General features: G+C 36.1%; 18 protein-coding genes. 3 read left to right on the top strand and 15 right to left on the bottom strand.

The window, feature by feature from the left end; genetic code table 11:
• Nucleotides 1-45 precede the first annotated feature (45 nt).
• The 14 genes from bioD to LB449_RS02055 form a co-directional block, all read right to left on the bottom strand.
• The gene (gene bioD, locus LB449_RS02120; protein WP_224453421.1) at nucleotides 46-669 is read right to left on the bottom strand and encodes a dethiobiotin synthase; all 624 of its coding nucleotides are present in this window, start codon (nucleotides 667-669) and stop codon (nucleotides 46-48) included.
• Nucleotides 662-1,750, bottom strand: a complete 1,089-nt coding sequence (locus LB449_RS02115; protein ID WP_224453420.1) for a carboxypeptidase-like regulatory domain-containing protein — start codon at nucleotides 1,748-1,750, stop codon at nucleotides 662-664. Before LB449_RS02115 ends, bioD begins: the two co-directional genes overlap by 8 nt.
• Nucleotide 1,751: 1 nt before the next feature.
• Nucleotides 1,752-2,912, bottom strand: a complete 1,161-nt coding sequence (locus LB449_RS02110; RefSeq protein ID WP_317196196.1) for an aminotransferase class I/II-fold pyridoxal phosphate-dependent enzyme — start codon at nucleotides 2,910-2,912, stop codon at nucleotides 1,752-1,754.
• Nucleotides 2,884-3,279: a monovalent cation/H(+) antiporter subunit G gene (mnhG, locus tag LB449_RS02105; RefSeq protein WP_224453419.1), complete on the bottom strand. Its 396-nt coding sequence runs from the start codon at nucleotides 3,277-3,279 to the stop codon at nucleotides 2,884-2,886. The genes LB449_RS02110 and mnhG overlap by 29 nt, the downstream gene beginning before the upstream one ends.
• Nucleotides 3,272-3,547: a monovalent cation/H+ antiporter complex subunit F gene (locus LB449_RS02100; protein ID WP_224453418.1), complete on the bottom strand. Its 276-nt coding sequence runs from the start codon at nucleotides 3,545-3,547 to the stop codon at nucleotides 3,272-3,274. The genes mnhG and LB449_RS02100 overlap by 8 nt, the downstream gene beginning before the upstream one ends.
• Entirely contained in the window at nucleotides 3,544-4,026 is a 483-nt protein-coding gene (locus LB449_RS02095; RefSeq protein WP_224453417.1) for a Na+/H+ antiporter subunit E, read from the bottom strand. The genes LB449_RS02100 and LB449_RS02095 overlap by 4 nt, the downstream gene beginning before the upstream one ends.
• Before the next feature lie 6 nt (nucleotides 4,027-4,032).
• Nucleotides 4,033-5,541, bottom strand: a complete 1,509-nt coding sequence (locus LB449_RS02090; protein WP_224453416.1) for a proton-conducting transporter transmembrane domain-containing protein — start codon at nucleotides 5,539-5,541, stop codon at nucleotides 4,033-4,035.
• Nucleotides 5,538-5,891 (bottom strand): Na+/H+ antiporter subunit C, encoded by a 354-nt coding sequence (locus LB449_RS02085; RefSeq protein ID WP_224453415.1) that lies wholly within the window; start codon nucleotides 5,889-5,891, stop codon nucleotides 5,538-5,540. Before LB449_RS02085 ends, LB449_RS02090 begins: the two co-directional genes overlap by 4 nt.
• Nucleotides 5,892-6,305, bottom strand: coding sequence for a Na+/H+ antiporter subunit B (locus LB449_RS02080; protein ID WP_224453414.1), 414 nt, complete (start codon nucleotides 6,303-6,305; stop codon nucleotides 5,892-5,894).
• A gap of 1 nt (nucleotide 6,306) precedes the next feature.
• The gene (locus LB449_RS02075; RefSeq protein WP_224453413.1) at nucleotides 6,307-8,613 is read right to left on the bottom strand and encodes a putative monovalent cation/H+ antiporter subunit A; all 2,307 of its coding nucleotides are present in this window, start codon (nucleotides 8,611-8,613) and stop codon (nucleotides 6,307-6,309) included.
• A 152-nt stretch (nucleotides 8,614-8,765) separates the two neighbouring features.
• Entirely contained in the window at nucleotides 8,766-9,176 is a 411-nt protein-coding gene (locus tag LB449_RS02070; RefSeq protein ID WP_224453412.1) for an OsmC family protein, read from the bottom strand.
• A gap of 87 nt (nucleotides 9,177-9,263) precedes the next feature.
• Complete coding sequence (locus LB449_RS02065; protein WP_224453411.1) at nucleotides 9,264-9,470, bottom strand: putative signal transducing protein; 207 nt, start codon at nucleotides 9,468-9,470, stop codon at nucleotides 9,264-9,266.
• Nucleotides 9,471-9,485: 15 nt separating this feature from the next.
• Entirely contained in the window at nucleotides 9,486-10,535 is a 1,050-nt protein-coding gene (gene thiL / locus LB449_RS02060) for a thiamine-phosphate kinase (protein ID WP_224453410.1), read from the bottom strand.
• Nucleotides 10,536-10,678: 143 nt separating this feature from the next.
• Nucleotides 10,679-12,448 (bottom strand): glycoside hydrolase family 15 protein, encoded by a 1,770-nt coding sequence (locus LB449_RS02055; protein WP_224453409.1) that lies wholly within the window; start codon nucleotides 12,446-12,448, stop codon nucleotides 10,679-10,681.
• A 173-nt stretch (nucleotides 12,449-12,621) separates the two neighbouring features.
• Here LB449_RS02055 and LB449_RS02050 point away from each other — a divergent pair, with 173 nt between their 5' ends.
• The 3 genes from LB449_RS02050 (at nucleotide 12,622) to LB449_RS02040 (ending at nucleotide 15,445) form a co-directional block, all read left to right on the top strand.
• Nucleotides 12,622-14,829: a bifunctional alpha,alpha-trehalose-phosphate synthase (UDP-forming)/trehalose-phosphatase gene (locus tag LB449_RS02050; RefSeq protein WP_224453408.1), complete on the top strand. Its 2,208-nt coding sequence runs from the start codon at nucleotides 12,622-12,624 to the stop codon at nucleotides 14,827-14,829.
• 10 nt (nucleotides 14,830-14,839) lie between these two features.
• Nucleotides 14,840-15,085, top strand: a complete 246-nt coding sequence (locus tag LB449_RS02045; protein WP_224453407.1) for a hypothetical protein — start codon at nucleotides 14,840-14,842, stop codon at nucleotides 15,083-15,085.
• 117 nt (nucleotides 15,086-15,202) lie between these two features.
• Nucleotides 15,203-15,445 carry a DUF5041 domain-containing protein gene (locus LB449_RS02040; protein ID WP_224453406.1) on the top strand — a complete coding sequence of 81 codons (243 nt, stop codon included), beginning with the start codon at nucleotides 15,203-15,205 and terminating at the stop codon, nucleotides 15,443-15,445.
• A gap of 136 nt (nucleotides 15,446-15,581) precedes the next feature.
• Here the strand turns inward: LB449_RS02040 and LB449_RS02035 are convergent, their stop codons facing one another.
• Nucleotides 15,582-16,709: a pectinacetylesterase family protein gene (locus LB449_RS02035; RefSeq protein WP_224453405.1), complete on the bottom strand. Its 1,128-nt coding sequence runs from the start codon at nucleotides 16,707-16,709 to the stop codon at nucleotides 15,582-15,584.
• Nucleotides 16,710-16,812 lie beyond the last annotated feature (103 nt).

Raw genomic sequence — 16,812 nt, 5'->3', positions numbered from 1 at the left:
TTCTTAAAGCTAGTAAATATTTCTTCTGAATTTAATCTCGGTGACTTAAAGCTTTTCTAAATTCAGCTTAAGTTTTTCAGCATACTTAAGAACTACATCTTTTGAAAAGCTTGCTTCTTCAGAAATCCTTCCGATGAATGGGAGTTGAGTTTTCTCTAAAATGATCTGTTCTGTGCTTGGGTATTCGTCTCCACTGAAAATAAGTCCGATGTTTGAAAATCCCCGGCTTTTCAGAACTTCTACAGATAATAAAGTATGGTTGATACTTCCCAAGTAATGCCTGGAGACCAAAATGATCTTATCAGTCTTTTCTATCAAGTCAACGATACAGTCCTTAGCATTAAGCGGTACTAAAAGTCCACCTGCACCTTCAATAACCAGATTATTATCTGTTTCAGGTCTTTTAATATTTTCAAGTCTAATTTCAACATTATCGATTTCTGCAGCAGCATGTGGACTCATAGGCGTTTTCAACGCGTACGCATTTTTGAAAAATCTAGATTTTGAATTGGCTACCAAGGCTTTGACTTTATGCGTATCAGAATAGTCTAAATCGCCAGCTTGAACCGGTTTGAAATAATCTGCTTGTAAAGCCTCAGTAACGATAGCGGAAACCACAGTTTTACCGACGTCAGTTCCTATTCCTGTAATAAAATAAGTACTAGTCATTTGGCTGATAATTTACGGGGAGCATTCCTCCCATTCTACCTATGCTCATTTCTCCATCAAAAAGAATTTCGTTAATATTAGTATGGTTACCAAAATTATCAACATAAAATTCTTTAGTCTTAAAAATTATATCAGAGCGGTCTCCTTTGTAAAGGAGTGCTATGCTTTTTCGAAATTTATCACCAGTTGATGAGTTGTTTTTATTCAGTACATCTAAATCATTCCCAACTAAAGTCACCAGATAGCTATCTTCATAGGTTTGCACTTCAAGTGATCCTGAAATTCTTACTTTACGCTTCACCTTCTTAACTTCAAAAACATCTGATGCATTTACTAATTCTGATTTATGAAACAACTGATATTGTTGTCTCTTTAAATCTCCGTCACATAAGCTGTTGAAAAAGTGCATCGATGATCCATAATAAGCTTTTAAGCGTCTTCTTTTGGTTCTTCTTGTTTCCTCTGCACTATTTTGAAAAAAAGACGTTCCTCCAAAATAGTTCGTCTTTTGGTAATCCGAGTCTAAAGTCACTTTTGAAAATTCTGAAACAAAATCAACCAAATCAAACTCTACTTTATAGCCTAATTCTTTATTCAAAATTTGAATAGGTTGTCTTGAGGATGCGTACAGGCTTTTTTCATTTTTATCGTAGAAGAATTTAATCGCTTCCTCGTTTTGAATTATTGCTTTTCTACCAGCTTTAGTTTTTCCTAAAAAGTCTCTTTTGAAAGCTTCCAACATTTCTTCTCTAGAAAAAAGAGAGGCATCCAGGACCACTTCATCCAATCGATTCTCTTCAGGTTTTAAAGTGATTTTATAATCTTCACCAGGCTTGGGATTATCTAAATAATAAGTTTTATATCCAAGATACCTTACAACAAGTGTTAGATTCAATTGCGGATTATAATCAATATTAAAGCTCCCATCTTTTTTAGAAAGTGTCCCGACAGTACTACCATCATAATATACTGTAGCTTGAGAGAGAGGCTCGAAATTATCATCTACAATCACACCCGTGACCTGTTGAGCCATAAGAATTGGACATAAAATAAAAACGAGAAGGAATAAAACTGATTTCATATTAGTTGATTAGTTCTGACAATTTAATTAAAGCTTTTGAAATTTCCTGTTTTGTATTAAAGCTATGCAAACAAAACCTCAACCGTTCTTTACCTTTAGGCACTGTTGGTGACAAAATAGGTCTGACGTCATACCCCTCCTGCTGAAGTTGCTTTGAAATCGACTTTACTTTTTCGTTTCCTCCTATGACGCAGGATTGAATCGCCGACTGACTGTCAATAAAAAATCCTGTCAGATTATTTAACCCTAACTGATCTCGAAAATAATCGATGTTTTGCCTTAAAGCATCAAAGTCTTGGAAATTGGACTCAAAATAAAGATGTCCAGCCCAATTTCTGGCTGTAGTTTCCACACTAGGTGCGGTGGTATAAATGAAGCTTTTTGCATAATTAACGAGATACGCTTTCAAATCATTGGACCCTAAAATTACTGCACCGTGTGAACCAAACGATTTTCCGAAAGTGATAATCCTAGCGAATATTTCCTGACTATAAGACACAAGCCCTTTTTTTGAAATTGTACCTATAGAATGCGCTTCGTCCAGTATGAAATACGCTGCGTATTGATCACATAAGTCTACAAACTTCTCTACATCCGCACTATCACCATCCATTGAGAAGACATGCTCTGTAATGACATAGATGGTATCAAATTGGTTTTGAAATTTGGCGAGTTTGTCTTCTAAATCCTTTAGATTGTTATGTTGAAATTTATAGGATTTAGCTTTACTCAAGGCAATACCATCTCTTATAGAAGCATGACACAGTTCATCATACAAGATCAAGTCCTGGCGTTGCCCTACAGAAGAAAGCAACCCTAAATTTGCGTCGTAGCCTGAGTTGAAAACCGTGGAAGCTTCAGAATCGTAATACTGTGATAGGAAAGACTCAAAGTCTTCAATCATGTCATAATTACCAGTAAGGAGTCTTGAGCCTGTCGCGCCATGAAGCTTATTGGAATACGCATTAAGCTTTTCTAGAGCAAAATCAGAAACAAATTTATTTTTTGAAAATCCCAGATAGTCATTGGAAGAGAAATCTATAAGTTCCGGGCTTGGTCTTTTAAGCGATCTTAAAGCTCCTTCCTCAAGACGCTGAGTTAATTTTTGCTTTAGGGAATCTGGAAAAATAAATTTAGGATTTTGATTTGGCTTCTTCATCATTTTTCTCCATTTTATCCAGGCCCTTTAGATCGTGAGTTGTCTTGTTATATTTACCCTTAAGATCATCTATATACGAGTTTTCCCAAAGTTTATTACCTATGAAATAAGAGGTTCTTCCTATGAGATGAGCCCCCACAGGAGCAGTGATCAAAATGAAAATTATAACAGCCAACACTCTCGTGGTAACCGACGTTTCCAAGAAAAATAAAGCTGCAGCAACAAGTAATAAACCAACACCAAGTGTTGCTGCTTTGGTATTTACTGAAATTCTTAAATACTGGTCTGGCATTCTTAACGTTCCTATAGCCGCTAATAGAACAAAAAGAGCTCCTAGACCTGATGTAATGTAAACTAAAATATCAATCATTTTTATTTCTTTTTTCTAGATAATAAGCAAAGGCAACGGTGCCTAAAAAGGCGATAAGAGCAAGAACAAGTGAGATGTCCAAAAATGTTGGTTTATTACTTAAGATACTATAAATGGCTATTATACCGATACCTATAGTAATTAATAAATCTAAAGCGACTACTCGATCTACGATACTAGGTCCCTTAAAGAATCTTATAAATACCAATAGCGATGAGATCGACAAAATGGGTAATATGATATAATATAAATAGTCGTGTACGTTCATCTCAATATTTCTAGTAAGCGTTTTTCGAAGCCTTGTTTAATATCTTCTATAAAATCTTTTTTATCTACCACATACATAGCATGTATATACAAAACACTTCGGTCTGTAGACACATCCAAAGCCAGAGTTCCCGGGGTAAGTGTAATTAAATTTGCTAAAAGCGTAATTTCCAAGTCTGTTTTTGCATCCAATGGTAAGCCTACAATACCAGGCTTCATGTTTAAATTGGGTGTACTTACTTCAAACGCCACCTGGATATTTGCCTTTGTTAACTCCCAGAAAAAAAATAAAACGAAACTTATTATCTTGGGAACAATCTTGAAGTATTTTTTGGAGGCTTTTTCTTCGTTTCCACTTATGATCCAAAGAATAATAAAACTAAGTCCAAATCCGAATATAAAATTGTTGAAGTTGTATTCTCCTGACAAGAATACCCAGATAAGCATCAATAATATGTTGGAAAGAAATTTAGTTTTCATCTGGTGTTATCGTTTTAAAACTGCGTTGATGTACATTTCATTATTCATTAGTTCAGTTGCAATTCTTTGAGACAACTGCTGAATGTGTTCTGCACCAAAACCTATATATAAAGTTACAAAAGTTAGAAACGCCACAGGAAAAACAAAAGTGAACTTTTGTCCTAAGCGCAATTGGTCAAAATAAATGAATTTCTTTGGAAAATTGATTTTCGGTTGATCTTTCCAAAACACTTCAGCCCATAATTTTCCAATGACGATGAGAGTAATTAAACTTCCAAAAATTAAAGCTCCAAAAAACCAGTATTCTTCAGCATTAAAACTGGCCAGGATAAGAGATATTTTAGGCCAATAGCCTGACAGTGGTGGTATTCCTACCAAAGAGAAAAGCGGGATTGCCATCAACAAACTCAATTTGGGATAATTGGCATAGAGACCTCCGAGTTTTTTCATGTTGGTTGTGGTCTTGATTCTGTAAATCAATCCGCTTATCAGGAATAGATTGGTTTTGATGATAATATCATGTATTAAATAAAAGATCACACCAGCCATAGCCACTTCTGTAAACAAGGCTAATCCTCCAATCATAAATCCAATATGGCAAATGATAAAGTACATAAATACTTTCTTGATGTTGTTCTGAATTATCGCTCCTACTCCACCACTAAAAATGGTCATGATTGCCATGCTAAGTAATAAAGTGGTTAAAAATGAACTTCCTACGTAAATCAAAGTAAAGACTCGGATTAAGGCATAGACTCCAACTTTGGTAAGCAAGCCAGCAAAAATAGCAGACACTGCCGATGGTGGAGTATGATAAGAAGCTGGAAGCCAAAAATACAAGGGAAATATCGCTGATTTAATACCAAAACCAACTAAAAAAAGAACTGCGCTTATGTCTATAAGAGTTGTGTTTTCGACCTCAGCAATTTTTAGAGAAATATCTGCCATGTTAAGCGTCCCAACGAGTCCGTAAAGAACTCCCAGAGCCGTCAAAAATATCATGGAAGCAAAAAAGTTAAGCGCAAAATATTTTACAGCGCCTTCCAGCTGATTTTTTTCTCCACCGATACTTATCAACACAAAAGAACTGATAATGATGATCTCAAACCAAACGTAAAGGTTGAAGATATCGCCTGTTAAAAAAGCACCGTTGAGCCCCAAAAGCAGAAAATGAAATACGCTGAAATAGCCAAAACGCAATCTTGCCTTGATGACAGAAATTGTTGAAAAAACAGACACTGCAAAACCTGCAATTGCTGTTAGCAAAACGAGAGTGACCGCAAGCATATCTCCGACAAATACAATCCCAAAGGGAGCAGACCAATTTCCAGATTCTACAATTTGTGTCCCATTGTTGTACACATGAATAAATGCCCAAATTGCAACGCACAAAGCCAACGCATTCCCCACAATACTTACGACCTTTTGGAAATTGACTTTGTTCCAAAAAAACATCAATAGTATGCTAAAAAACAGATGAACTACAAGTGGTAATATAATGATATCGTTTGTCATGAATCTTCGTCTGTGGTGTTAAGTTGATCTAGATCGTCTGTCTTTAATACTTTATAAGCCCGTTTTACAAGGATAATAGCAAACGCTTGTAAACCAAAACTGATAACGATGGCTGTAAGAATTAAAGCCTGAGGGATAGGATCTGCATAAACCCCCTCAAGAACTTTTTCTGCTGAATCTATAATTGGAGGCTCCCCTTTGGTAATTCGTCCAAGTGTAAAAATCAATAAGTTGACACCGTTCCCTAATAATATAATACCAAGAATAAACTTTACCATACTTCTGCGTAAGATCATGTATATGCCTGAAGCATAAAGAACACCGGTTATAATTGCTAATATTATTTCCATTTATACAGATTCAGAAATTGTAAATATGATAGTTAAGGCCGATCCTATAACAACCAGATAAACCCCTATATCAAAAAATAAAGGAGAACCTAGGGCCCCAATAACTGGTATCGGATTTTCTGCCCAAATCCCTGTCATCATCGGTAAATCTGCCAATATCATAGGAGATATTCCACTTAAAAAAGCTACCATCAATCCAACAGGCATCAAAAAGCCAGGGTGAAATTTTAGAATGCCTTTTGTTTTATCCAATCCATTTGAAAAAGCATCTAGTACAAAGGCTATGGCGGCCACAAGACCTCCAACAAAGCCTCCACCAGGCAAATAATGACCTCTTAACAAGATAAATACTGAAAACAGTAATAGTACTGGAAGGAGGTAACTCGAAGCAGATTTTAAAATAATGGTTCTCATTTTATTTTTTATCTCTTGTTTTCAATCTTAATTTTAACAATCCAAAAACGCCTAAAGCAGCAACAATCAATACCGAAATCTCTATCATGGTATCAATGCCTCTAAAGTCGACTAAAATAACATTGACCACATTTTTACCATGGGCAAGTTTGTAAGCATTCTCAGCATAAAATTCTGTAATCTCGGCATTTTTAGGTTCTTTCAGAACTCTTAAAATAAGTAAAGTGATCAGTATCCCAAAACTAACGGATAACACACCGTGTTTTATTCTAAGCCATTTATTAGAGAAATTGAGGTATTTGGGCAATTTATAAAGCACTAACACAAATAGAATAACCGTAAGTGTGTCTACTGAAAACTGGGTCATCGCTAAATCTGGTGCGCTATAAAATAAAAACAGTAAACTAAATGATAATCCAACCACTCCAAGAGCAGCAACAGCAGCTAAACGTGATTTTGTAAAAACGGTATAAAGAACGCCCATCAGGAGCATTAACAAAATAGAAATTTCATAAATTGTTAAATCAGCTAAAGTTGAAAAATCAAGGGTTAGGGAGAAATCTGAGAAAATAAGGTAGCCTAAAAGTAAAATTAAAAAGGCAACAATAACAGAAATATAATGCCTTAAATATCCAGTTTGGAAAAAGTTCGTCCACAATCTGGAAAATTCTGCAAAACCTTCAGATAATTTCAAAGTCAGGTCTTTTGGGGCAATTACATCCAATCTGGCAATTGCGTTTTCCAGGTTATGTTTTGGTTTCAATGTAAAGTAAAGAATAACACCAATTGTAATTGTAATGGCACTTAAGCCTAAAACTGTATTAAAGCCATGCCATAATTTTAAGTGAAACTCTTCAAATTCTATCACTTGTGTCATTGCGATAGGCTTCGCAAAAGCTGTTTCAATAAGTCCTGGGAAAATACCAAACACAATTCCTGCAAAGGTCATTATGAGTGGAGGCATCCACATCAATGGGCTAGGCAAATGCAGTTTTTCAAATTTCTGTGGAAGCTTACCCATAAACGGTTTTACACCAGCTACAAATCCTCCATAAAACAATAAAATTTTGGTAAGTATAGCCAAAACTGTAAGAAATATTGCAGCGTCTTTAAAGTGCAATGTCGCTTCATAGATCAAATCCTTTCCTACGAAACCAAGAGTTGGTGGAACACCACCACTTATAAGTGCAGCGATAAAACCAGCTATAGCTACAGGGAGCAAAACCTTTCTCAATCCTGATAACTGTGTGACATCTCGAGTCCCTGTTTCATGATCTATAATTCCGGTGATAAGGAATAATGAAGCTTTATATAAGGCATGCACTACAATAAAAACGGCTGCTGCAACTAGGGCAGCCTGAGTACCAATTCCTATTAAAAACACTAAAATTCCTAAAGCTGAAATCGTGGAATATGCCAAGATTCCTTTAAGGTCCGTTCTAAAAATGATATGAATAGCAGAATAAACCATGGTAACGGCGCCAACAACTATTAAAATCGTATGCCAGATATCGTCTCCATTTAAGATAGGAGTCATTCTAAAAAGAAGATAAATTCCAGCCTTTACCATAGTTGCAGAGTGCAAATAGGTAGAGACGGGTGTTGGTGCTTTCATAGCTCCTGGCAGCCAAAAATGAAATGGAAACTGAGCCGATTTTGTGAAAGCTGCTGCAAATATGAGAAGTAGAATAAGAAGATAATGAGAACTGTCGGTTATCACATCTCTCATCATGACCATTTCGGAAATGCGGTAGGTTCCTGCGACGTCGCCCAGCAAAACAGCACCACCTAAAAGTAATAAACCACCAATACCAGTAATCCCCAGAGCTGTAAGTGCAGATTTTCTAGAATCGGCTTTGTCATTGTTGAAACCAATTAAATAAAATGAAGAAATACTAGTTAACTCCCAGAAGATAAATAGCGACATGATGTTGTCTGAAAGAACCAAGCCCAACATAGCGGCCATAAACATGCTCAAATAGCCGTAAAAACGATCCAGGTATTTATGGTCTTTTAGGTAAGCAGAGGTATAAAGAAAAACTAGAGAACCCACTCCTGTGATCATCAAAGCAAAAAGAAGTGCTAGACCATCTAGCGTAAAACTTAAGTTGACACCAAAACTTGGTATCCATTCATAGTTTTCATAAATGACCTTACCGTTTGCAATCTCGGGTAGAAATGTAAGAAAATATATAAAAAGACTGAGAGGAATTAAAGATGATAGAACAGCAAGTTTACCCCTAAAATAAGATCCTGCAAAAACCAGAAATAAAGAAAATAAAAATCCTAAAAGTACTGCTCCAAGCATGCCTTAATTTATTTTTTTACAAATATATTGATATTTCACAAAGAGAGCGGTCGTTTGTATACTTTGAACGAAAGCTTATTACCTTTATGATAGTTTACAAATAAAATGCCATTGAATATACAACAGCTTACTTATGAATCTTAAAACTTGATTTAGTTTAATGTAGACTCTACAGATATTTTTGTGTCTAACAATTTTGAAATAGGGCAATTCTTTTTTGCTTTTTCAACAAGTTCATCAAATTTACTTTGACCTATTTTATCAATTTTAGCTTTCAAAATGAGGTGAGATTTGGTAACAGTTCCGTCCTTCAAAGTGACTTCTCCTTTAGTCTCTAAACTTTCCGGGGTAAATTCTTCTTCCGTCAAAAAAGCAGACAATTGCATAGCAAAACAACCGGCGTGAGCAGCGGCAATCAACTCTTCTGGGTTGGTTCCTTTCCCTTCTTCAAACCGAGATTTAAATGAGTATGGAGTTTGATTCAATATTCCACTTTGCGATGAAATTGATCCCTCACCTTCTTTTATATTTCCTTTCCAAACTGCCGTTGCATGTCTAGTCATAATTATTTTTTTCTAAATTTAGATATTATTCTCTGCACGCATTTAGTTTTCAAATAACATTAACCAATTTATACAGTCTAAGACCTGCTAATTCTCAGATTGGAATTGACTTATAAGTTCTTTTGCTTTTTCTTCATCACTCTCCTTGACTAAAAGTTCATAATGTCCAAATAGACCAGCATAAGAAGAATCAGAATTATCAAGTTCTAAACATTCAATCCCTTCAGAGTCAAGAAGATTTTTAATTCCCATTAGTTGAACTTTAGATTTTGTTGTGTATACTTTTGTTTTCATAATAATAGGTTTTAATTAATCCTCTTCTTCCATACCATTCCAACCTCTGGCCTTGATAGGAATTTTTGTATTCATTCTTGAAATTAAGTGGATACCCTCACTTTGTTCTGCCATGTGTCCAATGACAGTAAGATTGGGGTTTGCTTTTATTTTTTCAAAATCAGATTGATCGATTGTAAATAAAAGTTCATAGTCTTCTCCTCCATTCAAAACTACAGTGGTAGAATCCAACTCAAACTCTTCACAAGTCGAAATACACAATGGATCCAAAGGTAATTTATCTTCAAATAAATTAGCACCTACTTTGGAATGCTTGCATAAATGCATCAATTCTGAAGATAATCCATCGCTAATATCGATCATAGACGTTGGTTTTACTTCCAAAGCCTTCAGCAGTTCTACAATATCTTTTCTGGCTTCTGGTTTTAATTGGCGTTCTACGATGTAAGTGTATTTTTCAAGATCGGGTTGAGCATTAGGATTCACTTTAAAAACTTCATTTTCCCTCTGCAAGACTTTCAGACCCAAAAATGCACCACCCAAATCCCCGGAAACAACCAATAAATCATTTGGCTTGGCTCCACTTCTATAGGTGATATCTTCAGATTTCACTTGCCCTATTGCAGTAATGCTTATGGTTAAACCCTTAATTGCTGAAGTCGTGTCACCACCAACCACATCGACATTATACAAATCCGCTGCAGCTGTAATCCCACTGTATAACTCTTCCAAAGCTTCTACTGTAAATCTGTTGGAACAGGCAATGGATACTGTGATTTGCTGAGCTTCAGCATTCATAGCGTACACATCGGACAAATTGACCATCACAGCCTTGTAACCTAAATGTTTAAGTGGCATATAAGCCAGATCGAAATGAACACCTTCTACCAAAAGATCTGTGGTGACAACCGTATGTTTATCGTGATTCAATACTGCAGCATCATCACCTATGCTTTTTACAGTCGAAGTGTGTTTCACTTTAAAAAACTGAGTAAGGTGATCTATTAAACCAAATTCTCCTAGCTCTGATAGTTTAGTTTTGCTGTCTTTAGTATTTTGGAACATGGGTTTTATTTTAAAAACACAAAGTTAATTAAAGGATTTTGAAACATTGAAACTATTTGTTAAGAGTCAAATTCGAAACCTAGTAATTCACAGTCCAAAAAAAGAATGGATAACTTTATTATAAACCGCCTGTTTCCTGAATTTTAGTTAGCTTTAGACAAATTGATTGCCGTTTCGATCAAAGCTAAATGAGAATAAGCCTGTGGAAAATTTCCCAGTAGGCGTTTGGTTTCAAAATCGATATCTTCACTCATCAAGCCTAAGTGATTGGAAAAACCTATCAATCGTTCAAATTGCCTTCTAGCCTCCTCCACTTCTCCTATTTTATTTAAACTGTTGATATACCAGAAGGTACAGATCGTGAATGACGAACTTGGCAAGCCGAAATCATCCTCATTTTTATAGCGATACAAGAGTCCGTCATTGGTCAAATCTTTGCCAATGGCTTTTACCGTACTAATGTATTTGGGGTCTTTAGCATCAATAAAACCATAAGATTCCATTAATAATACGGAGGCGTCCAAATCTTTGGAACCGTAAGATTGAGTAAAAGCTTGCATTTCTTCATTCCAGGCGTTTTCTAAAATATCGTTTTTGATGGCTTGTTCCAGAGTTTTCCATCTCTCGAGCTTAGAAGTTTTATTGAATAATTCTGAAATTTTAATAGCTCTATTAATAGCTACCCAACACAGTACTTTGGAAAAGGTAAAATGACGATCTTCTGTTCTAAATTCCCAAATCCCCTTATCTGGTTCTTGCCAGTGTTTGCCCACCACCCAGGCAATGCCCTTGGTAATGGTCCACAATTCTTCCTTGTTATCGGTATCATTTTTAAATTTTACCAATTCCTGATGAATAACGTCTACCAGGATTCCATAAATGTCATTTTGCTTTTGCGCATAAGCCGCATTTCCAGTTCTCACCGGCTTTGAATCTTTGTATCCGGAAAGATGAGTCAAAATCTTCTCTGTAAGTTCCTTCTCTTTATTAATGCCATACATGATTTGAAGCTTCTCATTTTTATCTGGAATCAAATCAATGATAAATTGAAGATAGCGCTTGGTCATTCTTGTATGACCGAGTTGAGAAATCACTCTCACTACCATAGAGGCATCCCGGACCCAGCAGAATCTATAATCCCAATTCCTCACTTCCCCAATAGTTTCTGGTAAGGAAGTGGTCGCCGCAGCAAGGATAGCGCCTGTTTTATCATAACTCAATAATTTAAGGGTCATTGCACTCCTCAAAATCAAATTGTTATAATTTTCAAAACGCGGAGTGTTGTCGGTCCAATTGATCCAGTAGGCTAATGTATTTTCATAATCCAAATTTATAGAATCCATGCTTGGCAACTCAATTTTTTCATTATAAGACATCAGAAAAAAAGCATCTTCAGTAAGTTTAATTTCTTCAGAATTTGCCACTGCTTCTTTTGAAAGTGACGTATACAGGAATAAAGTATCAAATTCATCCTCTTCTGTAAGAGCAACAATAAAATCTTTTTTGATATAAATCTCTGTATTGCCTAAAGCATATTCCAATTTTGGAGAGTAGTCTACTTTAAGTTTTGGTTCTCCCTTAGTAACTTTTAAATATCTTATGACTTCGGGAGGAGCATGATAAGTCTTATCATTTTTTTTATAACGAGGCAAAAAATCATACACTTCAAATGAGGCTTCTTCTGAAGTGAATTCTGTTTTTAAAATGCAAGTATCTTCAACATAAGTTTGGGTAACGGTATAGGAACCTCCAACATTGAACGCAAAGTGTCCTCCTTTCTTATCATCAAGCAATTTTGCAAATACAGAAGCTGAGTCAAACTCAGGTAAACAACACCAATCTAGTGATCCTGTTTCAGAAACTAATGCGGCCGTTCTACAATTTCCTATGATTCCGTAATTCAAGTTATTCATATGTAAAGTTTATTTAATCAAATTATCGATCTCCCTAATAAAATTAGGGGGTTGACTTTATAATAAATCTAAATTTCGGTACAAGCCCCTTAAAATTAGACCCTCTATGAGAGATTAAAATCTTATTTTTATAAAAATAAGTGAAATAATTCAACCAAAAGAATTTTTTTGAGATGAATAAAACGATAATTGTTTCGAACCGACTACCATTGCAAGTAAGCATCAATGACAATAAGCTTGAAGTCACCCCTAGTGTAGGTGGACTGGCAACAGGACTCAAAACAGTACATAAAGATGGGAATGGGATTTGGATAGGCTGGAGTGGCCTGACTAGTGAAGAATTTAATCCCGAACTAGAAGCTAAAGTCAATAAAGCTGTAACCAAAGAACAATGTGTAGCTGTAGATTTGACTCAAAATGATCTGGATCATTACTATTATGGTTTTAGCAATCGTGCCTTATGGCCTTTATTTCACTACTTTATAGAGTATACCGAATACAACCCGGAATCCTGGGAAGTCTACAAAAGCGTTAACCAAAAATTTGCTGATAAAGTCCTGGAACACGCGGAAGACGGTGACAAGGTTTGGATTCAGGATTATCAGTTATTGTTGGTTCCGGCTATGGTCAAAGCCAAGAAACCAAATATTTCAATTGGGTTTTTCAATCATATTCCTTTTCCGTCCTACGAGATTTTCAGAACCTTCCCCAAACGAAAAGAACTTCTGGAAGGCATGCTAGGCGCAGACCTTATTGGTTTTCATACCTACGACTATGAACGACACTTTTTAAGTTCGGTTAAACGGATTCTAAGCCTGGAGGTGAATTTCAATAAAGTGACTTACAACAATCGCATCATAAAAGTGGATTCTTTTCCAATGGGAATTGACTATGATAAATTTGAACAGGCCGCTTTGGACCATGACCAAATGAATGAAGATGAAAAATCTGAAATTCAAAAGCGTCTCGACCAACATCTTCAAAAGGATGACGGCGTCAAAATGATTCTGTCCATCGACAGGATGGATTACACCAAGGGGATTCCAAACAGGATCAAAGCCTTTGAATACTTTTTAAAAAAGTATCCTCAATTTCAGGAGAAGATTCGATTGATCATGCTGGCCGTCCCATCAAGGTCTCAGGTGCCTCAATATCAAAAATTAAAACAAGAAACCGACGAACTTGTTGGCAGGATCAATGGCGAATTTTCTACAGTAAGCTGGACGCCAATTTGGTACTTCTACAGAGCACTTCCCTTTGAAAATCTGATTGATCTCTACACCTCATCAGATGTGGCTTTGATAACCCCAGTAAGAGACGGTATGAATCTGGTCGCCAAAGAATATGTCGCTACACGAACCCGCAAAAACGGGGTGTTGATCCTAAGTGAGATGACAGGTGCTTCCAAAGAGTTAAATGAATCCTCACTTATTAATCCCTTCAATTACGAGGAAATCGCTGACAGCATAAAGCAGGCTCTGGAAATGCCAGAAACCGAACAAAAACAAAGAATGCAAGCTTTGCAGAAGCGTGTTTCCAGATATAGCGTAAAGAAATGGGCCAATGAGTTTATGAACTCTTTGAATCAGGTTCATAAAGTTTACCAAATCATAGAAGCCAAAAAAGTAGACAATTCAGATATAGAAACTTTCAAAACCAAAATCAAATCCAAGGAAAAGAAACTTTTGTTTCTTGACTATGATGGGACTTTGGTCAATTTTACCAACCACCCTGAAGATGCTAAACCAGATCAGGAATTATATGCTATCCTGGAAAAACTAAACTCGATTGACTCGCTAAAAATTGTGATCATAAGTGGTCGTGATAAGAAAACACTCAATGAATGGTTTGGACATACTCCATACACTTTGGTATCGGATCATGGGGTGTCGATGCGACTTGAAAACGAGCAGTGGAAAATGATGGAACGCCTCAAAACCGAGTGGATGGAAGATGTGCTTCCCGTTCTGGAAACCTTTGTCGACCGAACGCCTGGGACTTTGGTAGAAAAGAAAAAATATTCCCTGGCTTGGCATTACAGGAAAACCGATGTGGAGCTGGCTCAAAAACGACTAGTGGAAATCCGAACTGTACTCACCAGTTTTATTTCCAACACCGACTTGACTTTGCTTGAGGGCAACAAGGTCATCGAAATTAAAAGCAGTAAAGTAAACAAAGGTAGAGCATCTTCCAACCTGGCAGACCATTTTCCTTCAGACCACATTTTTGCCATAGGTGATGACTGGACCGATGAATTTATGTTTGAAGAACTCCCGGAGAAGGCACACACTATTAAAGTTGGGGTGAGAAAGACTAAGGCTAAATACTACGTGAACACTGTGGAGGAGGTGAGGTCACTCCTAAAAGCTATAGCTGAATAAAACTGAATTTATGAACAGACAACTCAAATTGATTTGGGACTTCAAAGGTCCTAATGCGGAAAAAACCGCGGAACATCATGAAATCCATCTACGGGATTTTATAAAAATGAACCCAGAATTTGATTATAAAACCGGCGTAGAAAAGATAGTTGATTTCCAGCACATCGCCTTTATGATTGTTGACGAAAAAGACATGAAACCCATCCGCGATCGTCTTAAACCTCATCGCGGGCAAGTGTATACTTCAGGTGAATAGAGTGTTTTATACCAAAAAGTTATATTTTTGAGGGTATAAAGTAGTTACAAAAAAAAAGAGAATTATATTAAGTTGAATATCCGGACTTATGCTTTAGAAACAACTAAAGAAATAAATTTGGGGAAAACAAACAGTGGGCAGTTTTATAATTGGAGAGAATATGAAAACACCCAATGGAAACTGAATACAAAAGTTCCACTTTTGATTTTCGCTTCCTCCTGGCTTGACAAAGAATATAATTTTCACAGGTTTTGTGGAGTTGTAAAACTCAAAGAAAATGATGAAAGAACACAAGAGTTATTGGACTATTCACCAAACTATATTGTTATTAACTATAAAATATCTGAAATAGAAAAGTAATTTCATCTTTGTTTCCAATCAATTCAACCCGATCGTGAGTGATTACCACTCTGAATTCTTATTTCAAATGAAAGCGGTTAAATATGATTAAATGTCCAAATTATCTTCGCATTCAATAATGAATAAACTTTAGAGCCTATTCAAATAAATCTTCGGCTTCTCCTTGTCTCAATTGAAGCAAAAACTGATTGAGTGAAGTTCCATTTATGCTTTGGGAAAGGTTGGCATCTCCAAGAAAGGTATGAGATGTGCCAGTTTTATAAAAGACTTTCCAATTGTCTAGACCATCTAAGACCTCAGATTTTAAATCCAGCAAGCCACTTTTGAATTCTGCACCACTCACAAGATTTTGCGGTGGGTAACTACAATTTTCCTGACCAAAACTATAGAAAAATGTATTGGTACCATCTTGGTAATAACTCAGAAAACCAAAATTATCTTCCGGATACATCAAAGAGGAATATTCATACACTTTTTGAATATCGTAACTATACGTTTGCTGAACAATTGTATTCAAATCTGCAGGCAAAGACGCTGATATGTCCCAAATTGATTCCCACTGCTCAACCAAACAGGACGTCAGTAAAGTTTCGTCTCTAAAAATTTGTCCGGCGTCGATGATGGCTGTCGTTGGAACATTTTCGCCTAAAACCGTTTTAAGCTGAAAATAATTGGGCATCACGCCAAATCCACCAGCACTTGATCCAGCGAAAACAATTTCTGAAAGTCCTCCATTGCTAGTAAAATAGGCATTCAAATCACTAAGTATGACACTGAAATTCGTTGCTCCAACCATGGCTTGATTGGCCGGTCCATTATTAGTAACATCGACAGATGGATTAATACCTACATGTACATCCCCAGTGGCGTAGGGCACAAAAATGAAATTCCATTCCTTAAATTGATTAACATCAGATTGCCGATTGAGCAACAAAGACTGTTCTGAAGCCAGCCTTTCATAAAAATCCTCTTCAGAAAATCGGTCGAGGTTAAAATTACAAGTAAGTCCATTGAAGCAGGCTCCTCCTCCATCCAAAAAAATAAATAATTTGTCAGAATCTGGATTTAGGATAGCTCCGTATCCCATGGATTCGGCATTTCTAGATATCATAGATTCCCTTGGGATCCAAACGGCAATATTTGTGCTGTCTGCTGCAACTTTTTGTAGAGTTAATTCATTTTCTTCCTCTACAAAAACAGGATCATCATCGCTACAACCTAAGACTAAAATTGAAAGTAATATTAATACCAGATACGTTTTCATGATCTTTTGATTTATTAACAAATAGAATATTTAAATTTAATGAAGTTAACCTTGAGATATAGGAATTTCACTAAAGAAAATTTATGTTAGCTTTTTGTAAGGT

It is taken from the genome of Psychroflexus lacisalsi (assembly GCF_020164495.1).
GTDB lineage: Bacteria > Bacteroidota > Bacteroidia > Flavobacteriales > Flavobacteriaceae > Psychroflexus > Psychroflexus lacisalsi.
The sequence above is the reverse complement of the archived record's forward strand: the minus strand, read 5'-3'. Positions and strand labels throughout refer to the sequence as shown.

Excerpts from the sequence above, each read along its gene's own strand:
- LB449_RS02100 (WP_224453418.1), bottom strand. The coding sequence starts at position 3,547 with ATGAACGTACACGACTATTTATATTATATCATATTACCCATTTTGTCG.
- LB449_RS02065 (WP_224453411.1), bottom strand. The coding sequence starts at position 9,470 with ATGAAAACAAAAGTATACACAACAAAATCTAAAGTTCAACTAATGGGA.
- thiL (WP_224453410.1), bottom strand. The coding sequence starts at position 10,535 with ATGTTCCAAAATACTAAAGACAGCAAAACTAAACTATCAGAGCTAGGA.
- mnhG (WP_224453419.1), bottom strand. The coding sequence starts at position 3,279 with ATGATTGATATTTTAGTTTACATTACATCAGGTCTAGGAGCTCTTTTT.
- LB449_RS02085 (WP_224453415.1), bottom strand. The coding sequence starts at position 5,891 with ATGGAAATAATATTAGCAATTATAACCGGTGTTCTTTATGCTTCAGGC.
- LB449_RS02095 (WP_224453417.1), bottom strand. The coding sequence starts at position 4,026 with ATGAAAACTAAATTTCTTTCCAACATATTATTGATGCTTATCTGGGTA.
- LB449_RS02070 (WP_224453412.1), bottom strand. The coding sequence starts at position 9,176 with ATGACTAGACATGCAACGGCAGTTTGGAAAGGAAATATAAAAGAAGGT.
- LB449_RS02110 (WP_317196196.1), bottom strand. The coding sequence starts at position 2,912 with ATGATGAAGAAGCCAAATCAAAATCCTAAATTTATTTTTCCAGATTCC.
- LB449_RS02035 (WP_224453405.1), bottom strand. The coding sequence starts at position 16,709 with ATGAAAACGTATCTGGTATTAATATTACTTTCAATTTTAGTCTTAGGT.
- LB449_RS02045 (WP_224453407.1), top strand. The coding sequence starts at position 14,840 with ATGAACAGACAACTCAAATTGATTTGGGACTTCAAAGGTCCTAATGCG.
- LB449_RS02115 (WP_224453420.1), bottom strand. The coding sequence starts at position 1,750 with ATGAAATCAGTTTTATTCCTTCTCGTTTTTATTTTATGTCCAATTCTT.
- LB449_RS02050 (WP_224453408.1), top strand. The coding sequence starts at position 12,622 with ATGAATAAAACGATAATTGTTTCGAACCGACTACCATTGCAAGTAAGC.
- LB449_RS02075 (WP_224453413.1), bottom strand. The coding sequence starts at position 8,613 with ATGCTTGGAGCAGTACTTTTAGGATTTTTATTTTCTTTATTTCTGGTT.
- bioD (WP_224453421.1), bottom strand. The coding sequence starts at position 669 with ATGACTAGTACTTATTTTATTACAGGAATAGGAACTGACGTCGGTAAA.
- LB449_RS02080 (WP_224453414.1), bottom strand. The coding sequence starts at position 6,305 with ATGAGAACCATTATTTTAAAATCTGCTTCGAGTTACCTCCTTCCAGTA.
- LB449_RS02055 (WP_224453409.1), bottom strand. The coding sequence starts at position 12,448 with ATGAATAACTTGAATTACGGAATCATAGGAAATTGTAGAACGGCCGCA.
- LB449_RS02090 (WP_224453416.1), bottom strand. The coding sequence starts at position 5,541 with ATGACAAACGATATCATTATATTACCACTTGTAGTTCATCTGTTTTTT.